We start from the raw sequence: 23,544 nt of genomic DNA, 5'->3' as shown, positions 1-23,544 counted from the left end.
GCTGTGCCGAATACGGAGTATAGTAGTGAGACGAGTGACTGCCCTTCTGCTTTGCACCGCGCTTGCGGGATGTCAGGCCGTGCCGGGAGAAGGCCCTCTGACCACCGACATCGTCGCGGATGCCGGCCAGTCCGGTGCGCAGATCGGCAGAAAGAATGCGACCGTCTTTGACATCGTCGACGTCGACGGCCAATCGGCACGGTTGGTCTCGGACTATGTTTCCACGACGCTCAGCCGACGCTTCGGCATTGGCGGCGGCGTCGGCCAGGTCGTCATCGGCGTCGGCGACCAGCTGAAAATATCGATCTTCGAGGCGGGCAGCGACGGCCTGTTTTCCACAACGGAATCAAAACAGACCAACATCGATCTGGTCGTCCAGCCTGACGGTAAGGCGGCCATTCCCTATGTCGGTCCGGTCCGCTTTGCCGGCTTGACGCTGGAACAGGCGCGCCAGGCAATTCTCGAGGCACTGAAGCAGAAGGCCGTGGAGCCCGATGTCATCGTGACGAGCACGTCCACGGCATCGCGTATCGTCACCGTTTCCGGCGCGGTCGGCCGTCCGTCCGTCGTGCCGTTGAACCTCGTCAGCGAGTCGATAAACGAGGTCATCGCCAAGGCCGGCGGTCCGTCGGCGCAGCCTTACGAGACCTATGTCACGCTCGTGCGCGGCAAGAAGACCGGAACGGTCCTCTTGAAATCCATCATCGAAAACCCGTCAGAAAATATTCACGTCAAGCCGGGCGACCAGGTCTTCGTGACCCGCGATCCGCGCACGTTCACGATCCTCGGCCAGGTCAGGGCGAACCAGCGCGTCGAGTTCGGCGCCAATGACCTGAACCTGCTCGAAGCGGTGGCGCTTGCGGGTGGCGGCGCCGACCGGACCGTCGATGCGAAGGGCTATTTCGTCTTCCGTTACGAAGAGCCGGATATCGTCATGAGCCTGCTTGGGCGGGAGCGGTTCAATACGATGCTGAGCAAGGGCATGAAGCCCGACAGTGTCGGGCGCTATCCGATCGTCTATCGATTCAACATGACCAATCCGGATAGCCTGATCGTCGGCCAGACCTTCCCGATCAAGAATCGCGACGTGATCTATGCATCGCGTCATCCCTCCGTCGATATTGCGAAATTCCTCGACTTCGTGGCGCGGCCGATCGGCATCGCGAATACCGGCGTCAATCTCGCGGACAACCTGGACGATCTGCAGAACTGACGAAGATCGGCGGCAAGTGAACCTGCTTGCTGCCGTGCGCGTTCTGTGGTTGATCTGGATTAAATCGATTTGTGATGGCCGCCACAGCGGCCGGATCGCGAGGAGGTTCCCATGGCTGAAGACGCGTTAATCGTCATCGACATGCAGAATGACTTCTGCCCCGGCGGCGCCCTTGCTGTCGAGGGCGGCGACGAAATCGTACCCGCCGTCAATCGCCTCATCGAGCAGTTCCGCCACGTCATCCTGACGCAGGACTGGCATCCTGCCGGCCACTCGAGCTTCGCGTCCAGCCATCCCGGCAAGGCGCCGTTCGAGACCGTGACGATGCCCTACGGCGAGCAGACGCTCTGGCCGGATCACTGCGTCCAGGGAAGCCCCGGCGCCGATTTCCATCCGGCCTTGCGATGGACGACGGCGGAGCTGGTCGTTCGCAAGGGATTCCGGACCGAGATCGACAGCTATTCCGCCTTTTTCGAGAACGACCACCGCACACCAACCGGCTTGGCCGGCTACCTGCGTGAACGTGGCATCTCCAAGGTGTCGCTCTGCGGTCTTGCGACCGATTTCTGCGTCGGCTTCTCGGCGCTCGATGCCGTCGCCCAAGGCTTTTCGACCTCCGTTGTGCTCGGCGCCTGCCGCGGCATCGATCTCAACGGATCACTCGCGACGATGACGCAGCGCATGCGCGACGCGGGCGTTGCGCTGGTCTAGCAGCGCCGGACGTGGGATCGCTCGGAATGACGAAAATCGATCAGGATGGTGCTTCGGCCGAGCGCCAGGGTGATCCAGAAGGAGCGTAGTCGCAGATGCCAAAGACCGATATCGCACGGCGGGTCTATAACCATACCTGGAAGCTCGATCCGATCATCCGCAGCCTTTTGGATACGGATTTCTACAAGCTCCTGATGCTGCAGATGATCTGGCAGCTTCATCCGAATGTCGATGCAACCTTTTCGCTGATCAACCGCACCAAGACCGTGCGCCTCGCCGACGAAATCGACGAACAGGAACTGCGCGACCAGCTCGACCACGCGCGGACGCTGCGTTTCGGTAAGAAAGAGATGATCTGGCTCGCCGGTAACACGTTCTACGGGCGTAAGCAGATCTTCTCGCCGGAATTTCTCGCCTGGCTCGCCAAGTTCCAACTACCCGAATACGAGTTGTCGCGCCGTGACGGCCAGTTCGAACTGAACTTTCGCGGTCGTTGGGTCGAAACGACGATGTGGGAGATTCCGGCACTGGCGATCATCAACGAGCTGCGCTCGCGCGCGGCGATGAAAGGCCTCGGCCCTTTCACGCTGGACGTGCTCTATGCGCGCGCCAAGGCGAAGATGTGGTCGAAGGTCGAGCAGCTGCGGCAATATCCCGACCTGCGCATTTCCGATTTCGGTACGCGCCGCCGGCACAGTTTTCTTTGGCAGCGGTGGTGCGTCGAGGCACTGAAGGAAGGGATCGGCGGCTCGTTTTCCGGCTCCAGCAACGTGCTGCTTGCGATGGACACCGATCTCGAGGCGCTCGGCACCAATGCGCACGAACTGCCGATGGTGGCGGCGGCGCTCGCGCGCAACGACAAGGAACTCGCCGCAGCCCCCTACAAGGTCCTGCAGGACTGGAACCAGCTCTATGGCGGCAATTTGCTGATCGTGCTGCCGGACTCCTTCGGGACCGCGGCATTCCTGCGCGACGCGCCGGATTGGGTGGCGGATTGGACCGGCTTTCGACCGGATAGCGCGCCGCCGATCGAAGGAGGCGAGAAGATCATAGGCTGGTGGAAGAAGATGGGCCGCGACCCGCGAGAAAAGCTGCTGATCTTTTCCGACGGGCTCGACGTCGACACGATCATCAAGACCTATCGCTATTTCGAGGGTCGCGTACGCATGACTTTCGGCTGGGGAACCAACCTCACCAACGATTTCGCCGGCTGCGCGCCGACGGAAATCAGCGGCCTCAACCCGATATCGATTGTCTGCAAGGTGAGCGAAGCCAATGGTCGGCCCGCCGTCAAACTTTCGGACAACCCGCGCAAGGCGACCGGAGATCCCAAGGAAATCCAGCGCTATTTGAAATTCTTCGGAACCGAGGATTTCGTCGAGCAGACCGTCAAGGTCTGAACGCGCCCCGCAAAAAAAGAAACCGGCAAGCGCCGGTTTCAAGAAGGGGATTGCGATTGTCCATCATCGCATTGTCAGATATAGCAGTAGAATCTTAAGCTTGCGTTAAGGTCGCCGTGGCGGGCCATCACGCGCGCCGGCGAACAAATTCGATATTAGTGTCGGCCGAGTTGCCGATCTCGGTGCGCTCGTCGAAGGCTATGCGGAACTGCGAAACGAGTCGCGAGAGACCGGACGCCTCGTTCGAAAGCCGATGCGTCATTGCTGTACTTTCTTCGACCATCGCGTTGTTTTGTTGCGTCATGCGGTCGAGCTCGCGCACGTTTTCGTTGACGTCCTGAAGGCCGCTCACCTGGGCGCGCGCATCGGCGGCGATCTCCGATATCTGGTCGTTGATGGCGTGGATTTGTCCGGAGATCCGGCCGAGCGCATCGCCGGCTGCCCTCACGAGCGACACGCCATTCGCCACCTCGTCTGCGGAGGCGGTAATGATGGTTTTGATTTCACGCGCAGCGACCGCGGATTTCTGGGCAAGCTCCCGCACTTCGTGTGCGACAACCGCGAACCCCTTGCCCGCCTCGCCGGCGCGTGCGGCTTCGCCGCCGGCGTTCAGCGCCAATTCGTTGCGTCGGGCGTCCGCCAAGGCTTCGAGTTTCTCGACCGCCGCTTGAGAGGACATGGTGCCGCTGACGGTGAGGCTGGCAAGGCTGGTAGCGGCGATGGAAAGAACGGCCATGACCCGCCGCTGCGAGCGGGAGCTTCACGGATAAACGCATAACAACACCGAATTTTGAAAGGAAATCAAATGCCGAAACGGCAAGTCACGATGCGTCATGCATCCGGCGGGCTTCCCGCAGGGCGAGTTATACGGATTTGTTTTAAGGTTTGATGACGGGTGGCATGTGTGAAGCAAATAACATCCGGACGCACTTTTAGGGTTTTCGAAGATGCGCTGTGCCACGTTTCCGCTGGCGCGGCCGGAGCCGAAACGGCGTCGGAAGGCCGTCAATGGTATGACTTATTGGGGTACCTCAGTATTTTCTTGAATTTGCCCCAAAATGCCCCATGATGCCTCTGATGAATGCGTTGAGGTACACACCTTGGGAGGGGTTCGTGCGTCAAGCCTACTCACCGGATGATGTCGATGTCATGCGCGGGGCACTGGATGTCTGGTGCGCTCTGCACAACGTTGGAAGAGATGGAGTGGAGGCCAACGAGGCCGCCCGCCGCATCCTGGATCTGATGGGCAGGAAGAAATTCACCTGCGACCAGCTTCTGGCGCAGCTCTCCGATTTCAGGCCTGCCCCTCGTCACCGGGTTTCCTGATCAAGCCTGAAACGGTATCCCTCAGCTTCAAGAGCGGGAGGTATTCGTTCGCCAGGTGGATATCGAGGTGCGCGAGCTGTTCACCGTTCAGCTCGGCGGTCTGCCCGGTTTCCTTGTCGATCACCGTCCAGGAGCCGTCCGGTTCTTCTTTCAGTTCGTATCTCTGAGCTTCCATAAGGAGAAGCTTATGCGACGTGCGGAGCGTTGGGTAGAGGTTTCTGCTATTGGACGATCACATGCCTGGTTGATCTGATCGACTGCCGAGCCCGCTGCATGTTGCTCATCCCGGAGAACCAGTGTGCCTGACATCTCAGGACGCCGCCGCTCTACTGTAAAATCCTGTTTGTCATCAGCCATTTCGCCGAGCGGGGCCAAGCGTGGTTCGCGCCCATGCGAAGATTGGTAAACCCCGAGGAAACCGGCTTTCCGGTTTCAGCGTCAAGGATGCGAATGAACATGGTGTGCTCTGTTCGGTTCACGCGCGTTACGATGCCTAGCAAGGCAAGGGACGCCCCGTGCGCTTTGGCAATAGAGGCCTCACAGCCCCCGCAGTTTCGCAGTCCGCGCGGTGCAGCCGCCTGTTCATTGCCTGCCGGCACATCGATTACTGAAAAACGCCCGGACTTTGAGAGCATGTCCTTTGTAACCTGTGCCGATTCGGACAGATAGCGCCTGTCGTAGTCATCCGGCGGGATTATCCCTGCCCCAGCGCTCTTGTCCTCCAATTCGAAAGGAAACACCTCGATTGACATCGGCTTTGTCTGCTGGGCGTGCGCAAATGCGCAGGTGCCGGCAAGCAGCGCCGCGAGGACAGTCAGGATGCGAACGCGCATGGTAGTCCTCCCAGGAACGGGCCGGCCATTGTACGCGGCCTGACTATGCAAATCACGATCAACGCAGAGGAAGTCCGGACGCTTTGACCATGGCGTCGTCGCGCAGCCTTGGTCGATACTGGTGATGGGTCGAGTGCGACCCATTCTCTGACCTAAAGTCAACGGCGCGAGCGATGCTTCGATCGACCCACGGCTATCCCGAGAGGGAAGCTATACGCATCTCAACGCTGGCAACCTCGTCAACCGGCGCGACTAACGTCGACGACAAAGGATGCGGGTTCGCGTGACAGCGGCGCCGAGCCGTGGCATAGGGGGCCCGTAATTCCCACCAGGCCGTCTTCCCCATGATCCGCATCGATAATATCAGCAAGTCCAACAGTCACCGCATCCTCTACATCGAAGCCTCAGCAGCGTTGAACCGTGGCGAGAAGATTGGTCTTGTCGGGCCCAACGGGGCGGGAAAGACGACGCTCTTTCGGATGATCACCGGCGAGGAACTGCCCGACGAGGGACAGGTCTCAGTCGAGAAGGGCATGACGATCGGCTATTTCGATCAAGACGTCGGCGAGATGGCCGGACGGTCGGCCGTCGCCGAGGTGATGGAAGGGGCGGGACCGGTCAGCGCCGTGGCGGCGGAGCTGCGTCAGCTCGAAGCGGCCATGTCGGATCCGGACCGCTTGGATGAAATGGATGCGATCATCGAACGCTATGGCGAGGCGCAGGCGCGCTACGAGGAGCTTGATGGCTACGCCCTGGAGGGACGTGCCCGCGAGGTTCTGGCGGGACTGAGCTTTAGCCAGGAGATGATGGACGGCGATGTCGCCAAGCTGTCGGGCGGCTGGAAGATGCGCGTAGCACTCGCCCGCATCCTGCTCATGCGTCCGGACGTCATGCTGCTCGACGAGCCGAGCAACCATCTCGATCTCGAAAGCCTGATCTGGCTGGAAGATTTCCTGAAAGGCTATGACGGCGCCCTGCTGATGACGTCCCACGACCGCGAGTTCATGAACCGGATCGTCACCAAAATCATCGAGATCGACGGCGGCGCGCTGACGACCTATTCCGGCGATTATGGCTTCTATGAAGAACAGCGGGCGCTGAACGAGAGACAACAGCAAGCGCAGTTCGAGCGCCAGCAGGCGATGCTCGCCAAGGAGATCAAATTCATCGAACGCTTCAAGGCCCGCGCCTCTCACGCTTCGCAGGTTCAAAGCCGGGTGAAGAAGCTTGAAAAGATCGACCGTGTCGAGCCTCCGCGCCGGCGCCAGACAGTCGCCTTCGAATTCCTGCCGGCGCCGCGCTCCGGCGAAGACGTCGTCAACCTCAAGAATGTGCATAAGGCCTATGGCAGCCGGACGATCTATGACGGCCTCGACTTCATGGTGCGCCGGCGCGAACGCTGGTGCATTATGGGCATCAACGGCGCCGGCAAGTCGACACTGCTCAAGCTGGTCACCGGCTCCACCACGCCGGACAAGGGCAGCGTGTCGCTCGGCGCTAGTGTCAAGCTCGGCTATTTCGCCCAGCACTCCATGGACCTGCTCTACGGCGACAGCACCATCCTTCAGTGGCTTGAGGAACGTTTCCCGAAGGCCGGGCAGGCGCCGCTCCGAGCGCTGGCCGGCTGCTTCGGCTTTTCCGGCGATGATGTCGAGAAGCGCTGCCGCGTGCTCTCTGGCGGTGAGAAGGCGAGACTGGTGATGGCGGCGATGCTATTCGACCCGCCGAACTTCCTCGTCCTCGACGAGCCGACCAACCACCTCGATCTCGATACGAAGGAAATGCTGATCAAGGCACTCGCGGCTTACGAGGGCACCATGCTGTTCGTCTCGCACGATCGCCGTTTCCTGTCGGCACTCTCCAACCGGGTGCTGGAGCTGACGCCGGACGGGATCCATCAATATGGCGGTGGTTACATCGAATACGTGGAGCGCACTGGACAGGAAGCGCCGGGGCTGCGCGGGTGATGGGTGGCGCTTCCGCGATTTGCGCCCGAGGCTGATGGACACCTGGGTGAACGTTGTGACCGGGCAAATTGGTTGTAGCGGACGAAACCGGCACCTGTCAGGGCGAAGCGCCTCCCGAAGTTCGGTCTTGTTATCGAGGGAGGGGCGGAGCACTTTTGCGTTCCGCACACCAACTGTGACAGGCGGCTGCAACAGAATCAACTGGCTCCGATCGACTCCACCTCCGCCCACTTTGCACGTTTATGTCTCTTGGAACGACATCAGAGCCCAAGCATGAAAATGCCGGGCGCGAGTATGGACGGGCCGATCAAAATAAATCACTCATACGTTACAGTGAAAGGTCCCCCAAACATACTGTCAGTAGAATGATCAGTAATTGTTTTTTTACCACATCAATTATGCAAAATATTCAATATTTTGGCCCACTTGTATATTCAAATTACAGAAATTTTAGGCGGGCGGCTAATGCATTTCATTGGTAAATCGTCAGGCGTTGCCTTTAATGGCGAAAAATTTACGCGGCGTATTATATTACCGTTAGCCGCACTCATGATTGTCGCATTCACAGTTGTTTTGGCATTTGTCATTGTAAGCGCTGACGGTCAGAATAGACTGGAAGTAGAGGCATCGACCAAGCTTGCAAAAACAGCGTTGACGGTAAAAACGAGAGAGGTTGCCCGCAACCTTCGAGACTATGCCGTATGGGAGGATGTTTACAACAACCTCCATCTCGCAGTCGACGTTGAATGGGCCTCAACGGATGGAAACGTTGGAGCAAATATCTTTGAGGGCCTTGGTTACGAGATGGCCTTTGCCATCAATTCCCAAAAAAGAACAGTTTACGCCGTCATTGAGGGCAAGCCGAAAGACGTTGACGCCCTTAGTCTGATCCCTCAGGGACTTGCAACCTTGCTTTCTCAGGGCGCCTCACGGTCAGAACCTGCAACAGGCCTGCTCAAGTCAGGGGAAGACGTCTTGATCGTGGCGGCTACCGGCATAGTACCGCCCTCGATTAATCGCTCGACGCTGAATCCAGACGATATCTCGATGCTGGTCTTCGCAAAAAAGCTGGACGAGAAGTTCCTTGCCCGCATGGGTGAGGAGTATCTTCTGTCGAATCTCGTGTTTATGCCCGCAGGGACAGCCGAGGCTTCGGCTTCGGTTCCCCTGGTTTCCGAGGAAGGTCAAGACCTCGGTTATATAACGTGGTCACCGGCTGAGCCTGGTTACGAATTGTTGAGATTGCTTCTACCGCCCCTGGCGGCCGCTGTCGTCGTCCTGGCGGCTTTCGCCGTACTGGTCGTGCGCAACGCCCGCAGATCCACCCACGCTCTGGAAGAGTCCGCAAAGACCGTTGAGGCTTTCGCGCAGACCCTTCAGGAAAGTGAGATGAGATTTCGTGATGTCGCAGAAGCATCGTCAGACTGGATTTGGGAGTGCGACCCAGACCTTCATTTGGTGTACTTTTCAGCCCGGTTCTCTGAAGTAACGGGGTTATCTGCGGCGAGCGTTCTAGGCAAAACGCTGGAGCAGTTTTTCTCCAGCGACACGGAATCGGATGGATGGCAGCTTCTTGTAGAAGGCACGCATGGACAATCGTCGTTTCGTGATCTGCGATGCTGCTACCGGGATGCAAACGGACAAAGCCGCATTTGCCGACTGGCGGGGCGACCAATCTCAAACAGTCATGGCACCTTCTCGGGTTTCAGGGGAACTGCGACCGATATTACAGATGAGGTTCAGGCGCAGGCTCGGGCAACCCATCTGGCACTGCACGACGCCCTTACCGGTTTGCCAAATCGCGTGTTGTTTCGCGACCGATTGAACCTTGCACTTTCTGGCAAGAGGCGAAACCCGTCCCGGGTCGCCGTGATCTGCCTGGACCTTGACCACTTCAAGGAAGTGAATGACACGCTTGGGCATGGCGCTGGCGACGTTCTTTTACAGCAACTATCCGACCGCCTCCAAGCCTGCACCAAGAGCAACGATACCGTAGCGCGACTTGGCGGCGATGAATTCGCGATCATTCAGATTGGAGCGAATCAGCCATTTGAATCCGAGCAGTTGTGCCGCACGCTTATCGAAGTGATCAGGGCTCCGTTCCACGTTGATGACCAGGAACTGCATGTCGGGGTCAGCATCGGCATAGCGATTGCCGATATGTCGGGCGATGATCCAGAACGTCTCTTGAAAAATGCGGACATCGCACTCTATCGCGCAAAGCAAGCCGGCCGTGCAACATACCGAATATTCGAAGCAAAAATGGATCAGGAGCTGCAGGCCCGAAAGGCATTGGAGTACGATCTGCGGCAAGCGGTCTTGAAGCATGAACTGGAAGTTCACTATCAGCCCCTTATCGATCTGGATTCGAAGTCAATTGTCGCCGTCGAGGCGCTTGTCAGATGGCGCCACCCGTCGAGAGGCCTGGTGTCTCCGATGGACTTCATTCCTCTAGCCGAGGAAACAGGTCTTATTGTCGGGATCGGCGAATGGGTGCTGGAAAAGGCTTGTACCCAGGCGCTGTCGTGGCCCCAACTTAGAGTTGCCGTCAATCTTTCGCCCATCCAATTCCGCAATCGTGATCTGATCGAAACGGTCCGAGATGTCCTGACCCGGACAGGATTGGAGCCCGCTCGGCTCGAACTCGAAATTACCGAAAGCGTTCTCATCAACGATGCGTCGTCCGCGCTTGATATTCTCAATGCGCTCAAGGATCTGGGTGTGAGGATTGCAATGGACGACTTTGGGACCGGCTATTCTTCACTTGGATACCTGAACTCGTTCCCTTTCGATAAGATCAAGATCGACAGGTCGTTTATCGGAGACATGAACGGTAAGGACAAATCCAGCGCTATTGTACGCTCCGTCATAACGCTCGGCCAGAGTTTGAACATGACGACGACTGCAGAGGGCGTCGAGACAGCCGAACAGGCGACCTTCCTGACCCAGGAAGGATGCAATCAAATTCAAGGCTATTACTTCAGTCGACCTATCGCCGCCGACGAGTTCACCATTTTCCTGGAGAACTGGACAGGATTTGAGACAAATCTCTCTTCTGTCGCTGCCGCATAATACAAAAACCAATAATTGGGAATTTGACATGATTTCGCTCGCCGCAACAACTGAGAGAAACGAAACACATTCCGCGCCGCTTCAGTATCAGCAGGACCTCCAACGGGCGCTTCATAGTTTAGAGAAAGCTCGACATACCGGATCGCCGTTGAAGCAATACAAGAACGTCGACGCGGTCATTGCGGAGTTGCAGCCAACCGAACCGGTGTTCTGCATTACACCATCGAAAATCGTCGAGGCAGTGCACAATTTTGGCGCTTTCCCAGGGCGCGCGCTCTATGCTGTCAAGTGCAACCCCCATCCGTTTGTTCTGGAAACGCTCTTTGAAGCCGGGATCACAGATTTCGACGTTGCTTCCTTGGATGAGGTGCGACTAATCGACGGCCTTTTTGGAAAACCGGCGGGACAGTTCTTCAACAATCCGGCAAAGACGCGCCCAGCAATTCGCGCCGCAAGTCATAACCACGGCATCCGCTTCTATACGGTCGATTGCATCGAAGAGATCGAAAAGATACTACAGGAAGCCAAACCTGATGATGATCTCATTATAGCAGTGCGGTTGGCTACGCGCCCTGCAGACTCCAGATATATCCTGTCGACAAAATTTGGTGCGGCGCCGAATGACGCGGCCACTATGCTCAAGTCTATCCATCAACGCGGCGTCAAGACTGGCATCTCCTTCCACGTTGGTTCCCAGTGTCTTGATCCCAAAGCCTTCAGCGCGGCGATCAAGCTTGCTGGCAAGGTTGCGCATGACGCCAAAGTGCCCATCAGCGTCCTGAATGTTGGCGGCGGATTTCCCGCAGCTTACCCGGGCGACAAAGTACAGTCTTTCGAGCATTACTTTGCGCAGATCATTCATGCTCGCCGTGAACTCGATCTACCCCGTGGCTGTATACTGTTGTGTGAACCTGGTCGCAGCCTCGTGGCCGCCGCCGGAACAACAGTGGCTCAGGTGGTGGTGCGACGTGGCCGTGCGATCTACCTTAATGATGGGGTATTCGGTACATTGCAAGAGCTTGGGCACCCTAAGGAGCACCGCCCAACGCGCCTGATTCGAAATGGAATTCGTCCTACCGGGAGGCCGGTCGAATTCAAAGCCTATGGTCCCACCTGCGACTCGAACGATGTTCTCGGTGCACCGTTTCTTCTGCCGGATGATGTCAGGGAGGGCGATTGGATCGAGATTGGGATGATGGGTGCTTACAGTTTGTCCATGCGGACCCGGTTCAACGGCTTCCACGCCGACAATATCGTTTCCTTGAGCGAATAATAACGAGATATCTCTGACAGCACCGGGGGATGCCGATGGCGCATCATTTTTCTGGCCGGGTAGGAGCATCGGTGCTCGGTGCCATTGGCATTGTGCTTTGGGCCACAGAGACAACGCTCGTTACATTCACGACAGCGATACCGCCCTTGCAGACCGTCGCGGTGGCGTTTTTCTTCGCGGCCGCCATATCGCCGATTGTATGGTGGGTTACCTGTAGCGATCCGTTGGAGGCTTTTCGACAACCACCTCGAGTTTGGTTGCTCACAGTTGCTTCTCTTGTGGGATACCACGCTTGCATTTACTACGCTACGCAGAAAGCGCCTCCGGCCGCTGCCGCATTGTTGCAAGGCACCACGCCGCTGATGATCGTAGTCGGGTCAGCGTTTATTCCGGGCGAGCGACTACGATGGTGGCACATAGCTGGCGCACTCATGGGATTTGCTGGCGTGCTCTCGTTGGTGGAGGTAGGTGGTGAAGCCACATATTCCGGCGACAGCGCCTGGTTCTATCTTACCATTATAGGGGTAGCTGCGGCCCTATGGGGTCTTTATTCCCTCATATCACGAACTCTGCCAGAGGTTCCATCAACAGCTCTAGGCATGTTTTATGCAGCGTCGTCCCTTGTTTCATTGGCAGCGCATTTTTGCTTTGAAGAGTGGGTTCAGCCAGCGCCCTCTGAATGGCTTTCAATCGCGGCGCTTGGCATTCTACCGATGGGCCTCGCGATATATTTCTGGGATTTTGGCCTTAAACGCGGCGATATCCAAGCGCTGGGAGCCTTTTCTTACGTCGAGCCATTCATTGGCGCGGTGCTTGTTGCTCTGTTCACCGTATCATCGTTGAACTGGTCGCTCATGTGGTCAGGACTTCTGGTGGTCGGGGGGGCCGTCGTAGCCAGCACGAGTTTGTGGGTACGCAAGCACAGTTCCGAAACTTCGGAAGGACATCCTCAAACTACTAGAGCAACCTTCATACTTGCCGCACTCGCACAAGTGAATGACCGTCAGGACCTTAGCCGTGTAAGCAATCAAATCCTGTCGCGCCTCGTGCAGATAGGTGCCGATTATGAGCGCCCACGTGAGCATGACGAGGAAATCCGAAAGTTGCTGTCCGCGCTTCGGGTCTCTATGGACATTTGGGACGGATTGACCACGGAGAACGACCGCACTGCCGCCGATTTTGGATCAGGTTATGTCGACAAAGTATGTCAACCAAACGAGAGACAGCTCGAGAAAATTGCGGTTGTCCCGTAAAAACGGACGCCCCCACTTCCGCCACAGCTCTCTTGACGCGCCTTAGTGCCTCAAGAGGATCCCGGGTCCTCAGTTAGAACGTTTCTTCGGTCTTTGGGTAGGAGTCTTGGATGTCACGCGGGATTGGCCCACGGTGCCACAGGCTGCGCCGCGACGAAAAAGATGTGGGTGAGAACGCACGCCGTCCATGGCTCCGCTGTAACAGCGTGCTGGCACGGACGAAAGCCTAACCCATTGATTCTGGGCAAACTGTTGATTTCACTGGAGGAAAACTGGTGCTGCTAGAGAGATTTGAACTCTCGGCCTCTCCCTTACCAAGGGAGTGCTCTACCCCTGAGCTATAGCAGCATTCCGGCGGCCGGTTTGTGATAAGCCGCATCAAGCGAGGCGCCTATTGCCATAGCTTTGGGGCGAGCGCAAGCCGCATTTCGAAGTTTTTGGCCCGATCCATCAGAAATCGCCCTGATGCTTTCGAAGGTCCCGATTTTGCGCTAATGCATTGGCCATGCAGGACGATGAAGACAAGCAGCACGCGCCGAAGGCAGCAAAGGGCGGGCGCACCGCAGAAGCAGACGCCAAGCAATTGCGGCTCGCAAAGAACTTGCGCGACAATCTCCAACGCCGCAAGCAGCAGATGCGAGCGCGCCGCGCAGGCGCCGCCGACGAGACATCCGGATTGCCTGCCGCAAAAACGGACGAATCGGACGATTAGAGAGAGATGGGAACGATTGTCGCGAATTCTTCCGGAATTCTCGGTTATCCCCGAAGACCCGCATTTCAAGGCACTTCTAATTTCACGGCATCTCCAATAAAGAGACGCCTTCAAACAACACTGAATTTATGGAAAGGCGGGCTTGAGCCCGTTCAAGAGGCCTCATGGATCGCATCAGGATTGTAGGCGGCAACGAACTTCACGGGGTCATTCCTATTTCCGGCGCCAAGAATGCGGCCCTGCCGCTGATGATCGCGTCGCTGCTCACCGACGATACGCTGACGCTGGAAAACGTTCCGCATCTGGCCGACGTCGAGCAACTGATCCGCATCCTCGGCAATCATGGCGCCGATATTTCCGTCAACGGCCGTCGCGAGCGCCAGGGCGAGAGCTATGCCCGCACGATCCATTTTACGAGCCGCAACATCGTCGATACCACTGCGCCCTATGAGCTCGTATCGAAGATGCGCGCCAGCTTCTGGGTCATCGGGCCGCTGCTCGCCCGCGAAGGCAAGGCGCGCGTGTCGCTGCCGGGCGGCTGCGCCATTGGCACGAGGCCCGTCGATCTCTTCATCGAGGGATTGACCGCGCTCAGCGCCGATATCGAGATCGACGGCGGTTACGTTAACGCGAAGGCTCCGGAAGGCGGGCTGATCGGTGCGCGCTACGTCTTTCCGAAAGTCTCCGTCGGCGCCACGCATGTGTTGATGATGGCTGCGACGCTTGCCAACGGCACGACGGTGCTCGGCAATGCTGCCCGCGAGCCGGAGGTTGTCGATCTCGCCAAGTGCCTCAATGCCATGGGCGCGAAGATCAGCGGGCAGGGCACGAGCACGATCACGATCGAGGGCGTGCGCTCTCTTTCCGGCGCCCGCCATCGCGTGCTGCCGGACCGCATTGAGACCGGCACCTACGCCATGGCGGTCGCAATGGCCGGTGGTGACGTCATTCTCGAAGATACCGACGCCGCCCTTCTCGATACGGCGCTCGAAGCGATCCGGCGGGCGGGCGCGGAGATCAGCCAGACGAACAGCGGGATTCGCGTCGTTCGCAATGGCGCCGGCATCAAGCCCGTCGATATTGTCACCGATCCCTTCCCTGGCTTCCCGACCGACCTGCAGGCCCAGTTCATGGGGTTGATGACCAAGTCGAGCGGTGTTTCCCACATCACGGAAACGATCTTCGAAAACCGCTTCATGCATGTCCAGGAACTGGCGCGGCTCGGTGCGAAGATCTCGCTGTCGGGCCAGACGGCGAAGATCGAAGGGGTAAGCCGGTTAAAGGGCGCGCCGGTGATGGCGACCGATCTGCGCGCCTCCGTCTCGCTCGTCATTGCCGGGCTTGCGGCCGAGGGCGAAACCATGGTTTCGCGCGTCTACCATCTGGATCGCGGCTTCGAGCGCCTGGAAGCGAAACTTACCCGCTGCGGCGCGCATGTGGAGCGCGTCAGCGACTAATTTCAGGAAACGGGAGCGGGATGCGCGCGCAAGACCCGCATCCCGCGCCTTTCGTCCCCTTCTGCTGCATGATTTCTTAAATCGGAATCGATTTAAGGACAAAATCCTGCAGAAGCTCTGCAGCGACCTTTGCGCGTCCGATTGGACGCGCGGCGCTGTAATGCGCGTGGAACCGTTGCGGATTCCGGCGCGACGTCTTATGTCCATTGCGATTGCGGCGCAAAAATATGGCGCCTAAAAACAGGATGGATCGCATGGATGCTCTGAAGCTGCTGGCACTCGACGAGGAAGACCTTGGCGTCGTTTCCGCGCATGTGCAGGACGCAGTCTTCAAGGTGGCGGGCATTTCCTATGACCCCCGCCGTGGTCAGCTTTTCCTGGTCATCAACCGGTTCGTCTGGGAAAATGCCGACGGCAAGCGCCGCAGTTTCGAGCGGCGCCGGGCCGTGCTCTCGTTCAAGCGTGTGGTCGCCGTGCGTTCGCTCGGTTTCGACCGGGGGGATGCAGAAGCGGTTCTCGACCTCCTGGCCCTGCGTTTCTCCATCAAGGGCGAAGGTCCGGAAGGTGCGATCGAACTGGTGCTCGCCGGCGAGGCATCGATCATGCTCGATGTAGAATGTATCGAGGTACAGCTTGCCGACACGGGCGGGGCGTGGGAAACCGCGTTCAGACCACGGCATCCCGAAGGCGCCTGAGCACCTGACCGGTCATCACCAGAAGGATATCTCGCATTGGCAATCAGGCTGAACTATCTCGACAGCGGCTTCGAACAGGCGTTTGCCGCGTTTTTGACAACCAAGCGGGAAGTTTCGGAAGACGTCAATGCCGCCGTACGCGCCATCATCGACGATGTTCGCGCCCGTGGCGACGCGGCGTTGGCCGAATACTCGGCTCGCTTTGACGGCATCGATTTCGGCACGACCGCCATGGCTGTCAGCGCGGCCGAGATCGACGCTGCGATCGCCGCGGTTGAACCCGAGGTTCTCGGCGCCTTGAAGGTTGCCGCAACCCGGATCGAGGCGCATCACCGCCGACAATTGCCGAAGGACGATATTTACGAAGATGCAATGGGCGTCGGGCTCGGCTCGCGCTGGACGGCGATCGACGCGGTCGGGCTTTACGTGCCAGGCGGGACGGCGAGCTATCCGAGTTCGGTTCTTATGAATGCTCTGCCTGCCAAGGTTGCCGGCGTGCCGCGCATCGTCATGGTCGTGCCCGCAAGCGGCGGCGCGATCAATCAGGCAGTGCTTGCGGCCGCGCGTCTCGCCGGTGTGGAGGAAATCTACCGTGTCGGCGGCGCCCAGGCGGTCGCGGCACTTGCCTATGGCACCGAGACGATCGCGCCGGTGGCCAAGATCGTCGGTCCGGGCAATGCCTATGTCGCGGCAGCCAAGCGTCAGGTTTTCGGCACTGTCGGCATCGACATGATCGCCGGTCCGTCGGAAGTGCTGGTGATCGCCGACAACGGCAACGACCCGGAATGGATCGCCGCCGACCTCCTGGCGCAGGCCGAGCATGATCCCGGCGCGCAGGCGATCCTCATTACCGATGATGCGGCCTTTGGGGATGCGGTGGAGGCGGCGGTCGAGCGGCAGTTGAAGACGTTGCCGCGCGCCGAAACCGCGGCCGCAAGCTGGCGCGATTTCGGCGCCATCATTGAGGTTCCGGATCTGGAGAAGGCGGTGCCGCTTGCCAACCGCATCGCCGCCGAGCACCTGGAACTGGCGATGGCGGATGCGGATGCAATGGTCCCGAAGATCCGCAATGCCGGTGCCATCTTCATCGGGCGCCACACGCCTGAGGTTATCGGCGACTATGTCGGCGGCTCCAACCATGTGCTGCCGACGGCGCGCTCGGCGCGTTTTTCGTCCGGCCTCGGCGTGCTCGACTACATGAAGCGGACGTCGATCCTCAGGCTCGGAGCGGATCAGTTGCGCGCGCTCGGTCCGGCGGCCATTGCACTCGCGCGGTCTGAAGGCCTCGAGGCCCATGCCCGCTCCGTCGCCATTCGCCTCAATCTCGGGGACGAGGGATGAAGGCTGATCGCAACCTGCGCCTCTGTGATGTCGTGCTGGACGAAACGATCGGCCGCTCGACCCCCGACGTGGAGCACGAGCGCGCGGTTGCGATCTTCGACCTGCTCGAGGAAAATCTCTTCGAGCCCGTGGGGCACCCCGGCGGGCCTTATCGGCTGAACCTTTCGCTGGTTGATGCGAAGCTTGTCTTCTCGATTTCGACGGATGGCGGGGAGGATGTCGCCACGCACATCCTGTCGCTGACGCCCTTCCGGCGGATCGTGAAGGACTATTTCATGATCTGCGAAAGCTATTACGCCGCGATCCGCTCGGCGACGCCGAGCCAGATCGAAGCGATCGACATGGGCCGCCGCGGTATTCACAACGAAGGCTCGCAGACGCTGATGGATCGCTTGTCCGGCAAGATCAGGCTGGACTTCGACACGGCGCGGCGGCTCTTCACGCTGGTCTGTGTGCTCTATTGGCGTGGTTGACGGAGGCGATATGACCGGTACCGCCTTGCCGCAATCGAAATCGCTCCGCTCGGTTCTCTTCATGTGTGGCATGAACGCCATCCGCTCGCCGATGGCCGAAGCGCTCGCCAAGGCAACGCTGCCGAAGGGGACTTACGTCGCATCCGCCGGCGTACGACATGGCGAGCGAGATCCCTTCGTCGATGTGGTTCTCGCCGAAATCGGGCTGACGATCGACCGCCATCAGCCGCGCACGCTCGATGAACTCGAGGACGATTATTTCGACATCATCGTGACGCTCGCGCCGGAAGCCCATCACGTGGCGCTTGAATTGACCCGGTCCATGGCCGTCGACGTCGTCTATTGGCCGACACCGGATCCGACGGTTGCGACGGGGACGCGGGAGCAGATTGTCGCGGCCTATCGCTCTGTTCGCGATCATTTGTCGATGCTGATCACCAGCCGGTTGGCTGCCGAGCACGCGCGCCGCAAGGAGGCCTGACTCTCAAAAAGCATTGCCGTTCCGTCCAAGCGCAAACGGTATTGATGCCGATTGAGGAAGCACGGCGTACAATTGCTGAAAAAGCCGGATCTAAGCGGTTCACAAACCCTCGCCGATTGTGTAGTTTCCGGCAAATTTTCGAAGATGCGTGGCGCATCCCAGAATGAACACGAGAAAGAACAATCCTGCATGGCGAAAGAAGAAGTCCTCGAATTTCCGGGCGTGGTCACCGAATTGCTTCCCAACGCGACCTTCCGCGTGAAGCTTGAAAACGAGCATGAGATTATCGCTCATACGGCCGGCCGTATGCGCAAGAACCGCATCCGCGTTCTCGCCGGCGACAAGGTGCTCGTTGAAATGACCCCCTACGATCTGACGAAGGGCCGCATCACCTACCGCTTCAAGTAGGTCCCGGCGACGGCAGCGCTTACCAACCGGGAAATGACGGCTCGCTTTAATGGCAGTGACCCAAAAACTGATACTGGCGTCCGGATCGCCGCGTCGTGTGGAACTTCTGGCGCAGGCGGGCATCGAGCCCGCGCGCTTGCTGCCGATGGATCTCGATGAGACACCGAAGCGTGCGGAACATCCCCGCTCTTTGGCACGGCGCCTTTCGGCCGAGAAGGCGAAAGCTGCGCTGGCCGCGATCAAGGGAGAGCCGGGCTGGGACGGCAGCTACATTCTCGCTGCCGACACCGTCGTCTGTGTGGGCCGCCGCATTCTGCCGAAGCCGGAGCTGGTGAGCGAGGCGTCGAGCGCATTGCACCTTCTGTCCGGCCGCAGCCATCGCGTCTATACCGGCATTTGCCTCGTCACCCCGGACCGCACCTTCCGCCAGAAGGTCATCGACACGAAGGTGCGCTTCAAGCGTCTTTCCGGTCACGACATCGAAAGCTACCTGGCCTCCGGCCAGTGGCGCGGCAAGGCGGGTGGCTACGCTATCCAGGGCATTGCCGGCAGTTTTGTCGTCAAGCTCGTCGGTTCCTATACCAATGTGGTAGGCTTACCGCTCTACGAAACCGTCAATCTTCTCATCGGTGAAGGATATGACGTGCACAATCGCTGGCTGGAAGGCTGAAGAGAATTGAGCGGCAAAAGCAAGAAGAGCGGTTCGAATGTCGCACCCCTGCGCGCGCCGCGGCCCTGCCCGGAATGCGGCCGTCCGTCCGCGCGCGAGCATTATCCGTTCTGTTCCGAGCGCTGCCGCAACGTCGACCTCAATCGCTGGCTTTCCGGTTCCTATGCGATTCCGGTGGCCGATGACGAGTCGAAGGCGGACGACGAGGATCGCTGACGCCTTGTGATGCGTCCGGTTCGTGCTTCGATTTCCGCTGTACCTTACGTGTTCCCTGCAGCAGCCGACCCCCTTCGATTTCGGCCTGACGCGCTCCGAAATCGTTGCCGATCCGGCGCGATCCTGCTGAATAGCTTTAACTTTTTTGCCTTTTCCACCGCACGCTAAATTCCTTTCAAAAAAGAGTCATTTGGTGCTGGACACGGCCGAACAAGATGTTATAACCCCGCTCGCTTCCGGGGCGAACGAGAGCGCCCCGATGGTTCTGAAGAGAGCCGTTGCCGTCAAAGGCAGGATGCCCGGATAGCTCAGTTGGTAGAGCAGCGGATTGAAAATCCGCGTGTCGGTGGTTCAAATCCGCCTCCGGGCACCATTACAATCCTCTATTTTTTTCTTGCAATTGCGCTCTTCTGAATTTTCTCCGGTTTGACATTTTCAGGACACGGGCTGACATTTTTTCTGCCCGAGAACGCCAGCGATAGTCGCGTAATCCACCCCCAGTTTTCCTCACGACGGTCTCTACCCGTCGGAGACGGCCTTGATGGTGGACTAGGCTGAATCGCTCCAGCCTTCTCCAAACAACAAGAAATCATGATTTCCGATAAGCTCTATGATCGGAAGCTATAGCGAACCGTCACGCCCACCGAGCTGACGTTCAATGAGAGGCCTTTGTGACTACAACGTCTGCGACGCCGTCCATATCTTTTATCGTGCGGGTCAGATAATGCGCTCGGCGCAACGTAATTGGGATATGAATATTCACCACCAAGCCCTCAAGTACTGACGTTGCGGTGAACGTCCTTATTGCATCTTTCCCTTCTGACAGCTCTTTCACAAGAGTCATCTTGATCCAATTGGCGAGGTGCGAGAAAGGTAGCCCCTCCGCAAGGTCGAAGGTAATTCTCAAGTCATATAGGTCTACAGGATTTTCGAGCTGTGGTCGTTGTCTATGCAGGTAACTTTCTGTTTCGTGCTCTAAGTTCGCCGGAACACTTCTGACGTCAAGCACGCCAGGGATTTTTGAGATTTGTGAATACAGATCGAAGTCATGTGTTTCGTGTGGCGCAGTGAACCTGAATGTTCCATTTAGCAGCTTGAATTCGAGGTCACTATTCGGGAAGTATCGCTGCGCGACATCTGTAATTTTCCCCGCCGCCTCCAACATCCCATCACGCGAAAGATTCCTGTCAAAATAAACACGCAATGACCTACCATTGCGTCTACCTAAGTAGTGACTGAGAGAGAGTTTGTCGTTCACTGCCTCATTGATTTCAGCGACTTGTTCGATCGACTTCGGATCAATATCCGCATGCAGATACTTGTCGGAGAACCTTAGAAAATTCTCCGTCGTGTACATATGAAAATTCTCCACCCCGGCAGCAGATTTTATCTCTGCCTTAAGGGCCGGAAGTGGGCCAATCGTTTTACCTGAAATCGTTTGCCACCAATCCTCCTTGGTATCATCGGTGATCAAAATCAGAGATTTACAGGAGTGTTCCTTTGCCTTCTCGATGATTTGTCGCCAAAGCAGTAGATCTCCATATTTGGTCTCATACTTGGTCCCACGGAAATAGAACGCGTCTTCCTTCTTGATGTCCATGAAGCCAGGGGGGATCTTCCGCTCGTATCGTTCAATACCTTCGACGCAAATTTTCTCCACGGATTCCTTCGAGGGTTCCTCCCCCACCCTTCCGGCGAGGAGGGCATCTATCTGATCTCGAATTGTGTCGCTCTCGTGCACTGCAGGCTGTCGATCACTCAGAGGCTGAAGCGCCTCCGTATAGGACGTGACCAACTCCCTAATGGAAGTAACGAGCGGCCCAGGCTCGATAAGTGGATGTCGCGAGTTGAACAAGGCCTCGATTTTGCCGACCGCACTGTCGAGATCATTGCTAATTGTTTCGAATGCTTTTTTCTGTTCAGCGATAATATCGAGGCGCTTTCTTTGATATTCCAGTGCGGCCTGGAAAGGCATCCACAGCCTGTCGCCAACTTTACTCAGCGCCTTCAAAAGATCATCGCGAGCCGTCACGGGATATCGGTAGAAGTGCAACACGACATTGGCGTCAATCACAAAAAGACCCTCCTTCCAGAGGGTCTTCAGTTCATTATCCGTAGGTTTGTAGAACTCTGAGAACGTAGACTTCATGCTGCGCCTTACCGGTTTGCTTCGGTGACGGGAGACAATCCCGATTCGTTGCCTTTTCGTGAGCAATACTGCGCGTCTAGATTTTTGGAGTCGAGCCCGTTAACGAGGTCATGCCTTAAAATCTACTTATCTCGAATGTTGCCGCAAGCAGCGGTCGGACTTCGTTCTCGCGATCTGAGGAAATGACCGAGAACCGAGACTGCCTTGCGCCTCAGACGGTCTCGCGAGAACGCCGTATCGGGCCGGATCACCCGCCTCAATCAAGCGGCTAGCGCTGTTACGAGGTGCTCGCGAGCGGCCGGGGCGCAGTTGTTTCGAGCCGGGACTCATGCGAGCCGATCGACATTCTGTTGCCTCGCCAATCGGCACTGCCCGCCAGCCAGCCTCGAACCCATATTATCGGAAGCAATGCATCGCGCGTGAACATGGCGACGAGCGACCATCGGGAAATGTGCCAGTTCTTCCGGTAGGCGAGGGCGAGTTCCGGCAAGTAGCTAGCACCGACGACAAAACCAGTGATGGCCGACACGCTGTGGCCTGCAACGATAGCGGCGATCAACGACAGCAGAAGTGGCGGCATCACGCCGAGCAGGATTTCCGGCGAGTAGAAGTGAGGAAAGGTGACGCGTCGCAACCTCGCCCAACGGCACTGACGCGCCCAGATCTCGCGAAATGTCCTGGTGCCCAGTGGCTGTTCGAATGGAGAGGAGACCAGGTGTACTTTCAAGCCGAGGCTTCTCACCAATTTCGTGGCGGCTGCATCCTCGGCGATCTGCGACGCCAGCGCCTGAATGCCGCCGTGCGCATCCAGCATGCTTTTGCGCCAGAGCATGCTCTTGCCTTGCGCAAACCCAAATCCAAGGGCTTCGCCGGCGTATTGCCAGCGCGCCTGGTGGGCATTGAGGAACGCACATTCAACCTCCGCCCAGAATCCATACGGACGTGAACCAAGCGGAGTCGAGCATACCAGCCCGCTATCCTGCCGCCACGCTGCCATCAGGCGAATGAGATAATCGGTGGGCATGAGAACGTTCGAATCGGCGAGAACCACCCATTCATGCGAAGCCGCATTCCAGCCTTTCACGCAGTTGTTCAGCTTGGGATTGGCGCTGATCAGGTTGTCACCGATAAGAATTGTTGCGGGAATGGCTGGGTGACGCTCGCGCACCTCCTCGATCAACGGGATCACGGCATCCTTTGCGTCCGCGACGCAGAAGATGACTTCGTAGCCGGGCCAATCCAGGCGAAACGCGCTTTCGAGCGTTTCGCGGGAAAATTCCTCGAGCCCGCAGAGCGGGATCACGACAGAGACAGGTGGTCGATGCAACGTCTCAGGCTGGGCACCGAGACGGGGCCAGATACGCCAGCCCGCAATTATCAGGCTAAACATATTGATGGCCAGCAACGCAGCGGCGGCGGCAAACAAAATCAGCATCATCTACCCAGCGACGAGTCGCGGCGCCATTCCGACGAACTCAGGCATCGGATAAACATCACCGTAAGATGACATGCCTATGACAGTCGACGCCTTAAGGCCAAAGCCGCTGGTTGTGTCGCAGTCTTGGCTTCGGACGTTGATCAATCAATTCTCGAAGGCGCTCGGACTCGCGCTCTATCAAGACAAGTTCCTGCGCGCCGTGGAACCAAACCCTGCTACCGGCGTTCTTTGAGGGCTATCCGGGAGGCGAAGGATGACACATGCTGATATCAGAATGCTCGATAAGTCTCGGGCCAAGCATGTTTGGGACGTGGCAGAATATTGCCGGCGAACGGGCATACATAAGGCCGAGGAAAAGCGCCTGATCAAAGTCCTCGGCAGGTATGCATCCAGTCACGAACTGCAGATGAACATCGTTCGGCCTCAAAGCCGCGTCCGCTGAACCGGTAACATCTC

Annotated in this window: 22 protein-coding genes, 2 tRNA genes and 1 pseudogene; 19 read left to right on the top strand and 6 right to left on the bottom strand. The window is 58.1% G+C overall.

The window, feature by feature from the left end:
• Positions 1-25: 25 nt before the first annotated feature.
• The 3 genes from PZN02_RS03200 (at position 26) to pncB (ending at position 3,324) form a co-directional block, all read left to right on the top strand.
• The gene (locus PZN02_RS03200) at positions 26-1,213 is read left to right on the top strand and encodes a polysaccharide biosynthesis/export family protein (protein WP_280660178.1); all 1,188 of its coding nucleotides are present in this window, start codon (positions 26-28) and stop codon (positions 1,211-1,213) included.
• A 111-nt stretch (positions 1,214-1,324) separates the two neighbouring features.
• A complete protein-coding gene (gene pncA, locus PZN02_RS03195) occupies positions 1,325-1,924 on the top strand; it encodes a bifunctional nicotinamidase/pyrazinamidase (RefSeq protein ID WP_280660177.1) in 600 nt (199 codons plus the stop codon).
• A gap of 95 nt (positions 1,925-2,019) precedes the next feature.
• Positions 2,020-3,324: a nicotinate phosphoribosyltransferase gene (gene pncB / locus PZN02_RS03190; protein ID WP_280660176.1), complete on the top strand. Its 1,305-nt coding sequence runs from the start codon at positions 2,020-2,022 to the stop codon at positions 3,322-3,324.
• A gap of 127 nt (positions 3,325-3,451) precedes the next feature.
• Here pncB and PZN02_RS03185 read toward each other — a convergent pair.
• Positions 3,452-3,949, bottom strand: a pseudogene (locus tag PZN02_RS03185) (methyl-accepting chemotaxis protein); the annotation flags it as partial.
• Positions 3,950-4,437: 488 nt separating this feature from the next.
• Between PZN02_RS03185 and PZN02_RS03180 the strand changes: the two are divergent.
• Entirely contained in the window at positions 4,438-4,650 is a 213-nt protein-coding gene (locus PZN02_RS03180; protein ID WP_280660174.1) for a hypothetical protein, read from the top strand.
• On the opposite strand, the gene PZN02_RS03175 is transcribed toward PZN02_RS03180, so the two are convergent.
• On the bottom strand, positions 4,619-4,825 hold the full coding sequence (locus PZN02_RS03175) for a hypothetical protein (RefSeq protein WP_280660173.1): 207 nt from the start codon (positions 4,823-4,825) through the stop codon (positions 4,619-4,621). The two genes, PZN02_RS03180 and PZN02_RS03175, sit on opposite strands and share 32 nt — an antisense overlap.
• Before the next feature lie 151 nt (positions 4,826-4,976).
• Complete coding sequence (locus PZN02_RS03170; protein WP_280660172.1) at positions 4,977-5,483, bottom strand: DUF2380 domain-containing protein; 507 nt, start codon at positions 5,481-5,483, stop codon at positions 4,977-4,979.
• Between the two features lie 344 nt (positions 5,484-5,827).
• Between PZN02_RS03170 and PZN02_RS03165 the strand changes: the two genes are divergently transcribed.
• From PZN02_RS03165 to PZN02_RS03150, 4 genes are all read left to right on the top strand, one after another.
• Positions 5,828-7,450 (top strand): ABC-F family ATP-binding cassette domain-containing protein, encoded by a 1,623-nt coding sequence (locus PZN02_RS03165; protein ID WP_280660171.1) that lies wholly within the window; start codon positions 5,828-5,830, stop codon positions 7,448-7,450.
• A 465-nt stretch (positions 7,451-7,915) separates the two neighbouring features.
• Positions 7,916-10,522, top strand: coding sequence for a bifunctional diguanylate cyclase/phosphodiesterase (locus PZN02_RS03160; protein ID WP_280660170.1), 2,607 nt, complete (start codon positions 7,916-7,918; stop codon positions 10,520-10,522).
• A gap of 28 nt (positions 10,523-10,550) precedes the next feature.
• Entirely contained in the window at positions 10,551-11,795 is a 1,245-nt protein-coding gene (locus tag PZN02_RS03155; protein ID WP_280660169.1) for a type III PLP-dependent enzyme, read from the top strand.
• A 35-nt stretch (positions 11,796-11,830) separates the two neighbouring features.
• The gene (locus PZN02_RS03150; protein WP_280660168.1) at positions 11,831-13,048 is read left to right on the top strand and encodes a DMT family transporter; all 1,218 of its coding nucleotides are present in this window, start codon (positions 11,831-11,833) and stop codon (positions 13,046-13,048) included.
• A gap of 273 nt (positions 13,049-13,321) precedes the next feature.
• Here PZN02_RS03150 and PZN02_RS03145 read toward each other — a convergent pair.
• Positions 13,322-13,396: transfer RNA gene (locus PZN02_RS03145), tRNA-Thr, on the bottom strand.
• A gap of 151 nt (positions 13,397-13,547) precedes the next feature.
• Between PZN02_RS03145 and PZN02_RS03140 the strand changes: the two genes are divergently transcribed.
• The 10 genes from PZN02_RS03140 (at position 13,548) to PZN02_RS03095 (ending at position 19,874) form a co-directional block, all read left to right on the top strand.
• On the top strand, positions 13,548-13,760 hold the full coding sequence (locus PZN02_RS03140) for a hypothetical protein (protein ID WP_280660167.1): 213 nt from the start codon (positions 13,548-13,550) through the stop codon (positions 13,758-13,760).
• Positions 13,761-13,924: 164 nt separating this feature from the next.
• Positions 13,925-15,217 carry a UDP-N-acetylglucosamine 1-carboxyvinyltransferase gene (gene murA / locus PZN02_RS03135; RefSeq protein ID WP_280660166.1) on the top strand — a complete coding sequence of 431 codons (1,293 nt, stop codon included), beginning with the start codon at positions 13,925-13,927 and terminating at the stop codon, positions 15,215-15,217.
• Between the two features lie 254 nt (positions 15,218-15,471).
• Positions 15,472-15,912, top strand: coding sequence for a DUF2948 family protein (locus tag PZN02_RS03130; protein WP_280660165.1), 441 nt, complete (start codon positions 15,472-15,474; stop codon positions 15,910-15,912).
• A gap of 36 nt (positions 15,913-15,948) precedes the next feature.
• The gene (hisD, locus tag PZN02_RS03125; RefSeq protein WP_280660164.1) at positions 15,949-17,253 is read left to right on the top strand and encodes a histidinol dehydrogenase; all 1,305 of its coding nucleotides are present in this window, start codon (positions 15,949-15,951) and stop codon (positions 17,251-17,253) included.
• Positions 17,250-17,726 (top strand): UPF0262 family protein, encoded by a 477-nt coding sequence (locus PZN02_RS03120; protein WP_280660163.1) that lies wholly within the window; start codon positions 17,250-17,252, stop codon positions 17,724-17,726. The genes hisD and PZN02_RS03120 overlap by 4 nt, the downstream gene beginning before the upstream one ends.
• A gap of 10 nt (positions 17,727-17,736) precedes the next feature.
• Complete coding sequence (locus tag PZN02_RS03115; RefSeq protein WP_280660162.1) at positions 17,737-18,207, top strand: arsenate-mycothiol transferase ArsC; 471 nt, start codon at positions 17,737-17,739, stop codon at positions 18,205-18,207.
• A gap of 189 nt (positions 18,208-18,396) precedes the next feature.
• A complete protein-coding gene (gene infA, locus PZN02_RS03110; RefSeq protein ID WP_004435948.1) occupies positions 18,397-18,615 on the top strand; it encodes a translation initiation factor IF-1 in 219 nt (72 codons plus the stop codon).
• A 49-nt stretch (positions 18,616-18,664) separates the two neighbouring features.
• Positions 18,665-19,285 carry a Maf-like protein gene (locus PZN02_RS03105; RefSeq protein WP_280660161.1) on the top strand — a complete coding sequence of 207 codons (621 nt, stop codon included), beginning with the start codon at positions 18,665-18,667 and terminating at the stop codon, positions 19,283-19,285.
• 6 nt (positions 19,286-19,291) lie between these two features.
• Complete coding sequence (gene yacG, locus PZN02_RS03100) at positions 19,292-19,501, top strand: DNA gyrase inhibitor YacG (RefSeq protein ID WP_280660160.1); 210 nt, start codon at positions 19,292-19,294, stop codon at positions 19,499-19,501.
• A gap of 297 nt (positions 19,502-19,798) precedes the next feature.
• Positions 19,799-19,874 (top strand) — tRNA-Phe (locus PZN02_RS03095).
• Between the two features lie 282 nt (positions 19,875-20,156).
• Here the strand turns inward: PZN02_RS03095 and PZN02_RS03090 are convergent.
• A complete protein-coding gene (locus PZN02_RS03090; RefSeq protein ID WP_280660159.1) occupies positions 20,157-21,650 on the bottom strand; it encodes a PIN-like domain-containing protein in 1,494 nt (497 codons plus the stop codon).
• Positions 21,651-21,927: 277 nt separating this feature from the next.
• Positions 21,928-23,085 carry a ceramide glucosyltransferase gene (locus PZN02_RS03085; protein WP_280661369.1) on the bottom strand — a complete coding sequence of 386 codons (1,158 nt, stop codon included), beginning with the start codon at positions 23,083-23,085 and terminating at the stop codon, positions 21,928-21,930.
• Positions 23,086-23,341: 256 nt separating this feature from the next.
• On the opposite strand from PZN02_RS03085, the gene PZN02_RS32115 reads away from it, so the two are divergent.
• Positions 23,342-23,530, top strand: coding sequence for a hypothetical protein (locus PZN02_RS32115; protein ID WP_342394711.1), 189 nt, complete (start codon positions 23,342-23,344; stop codon positions 23,528-23,530).
• Positions 23,531-23,544: the final 14 nt, after the last annotated feature.

The organism is Sinorhizobium garamanticum (genome assembly GCF_029892065.1).
Lineage (GTDB): Bacteria > Pseudomonadota > Alphaproteobacteria > Rhizobiales > Rhizobiaceae > Sinorhizobium > Sinorhizobium garamanticum.
Note: the sequence above shows the minus strand (reverse complement) of the source record. Positions and strands in the feature narration are given on the sequence as shown.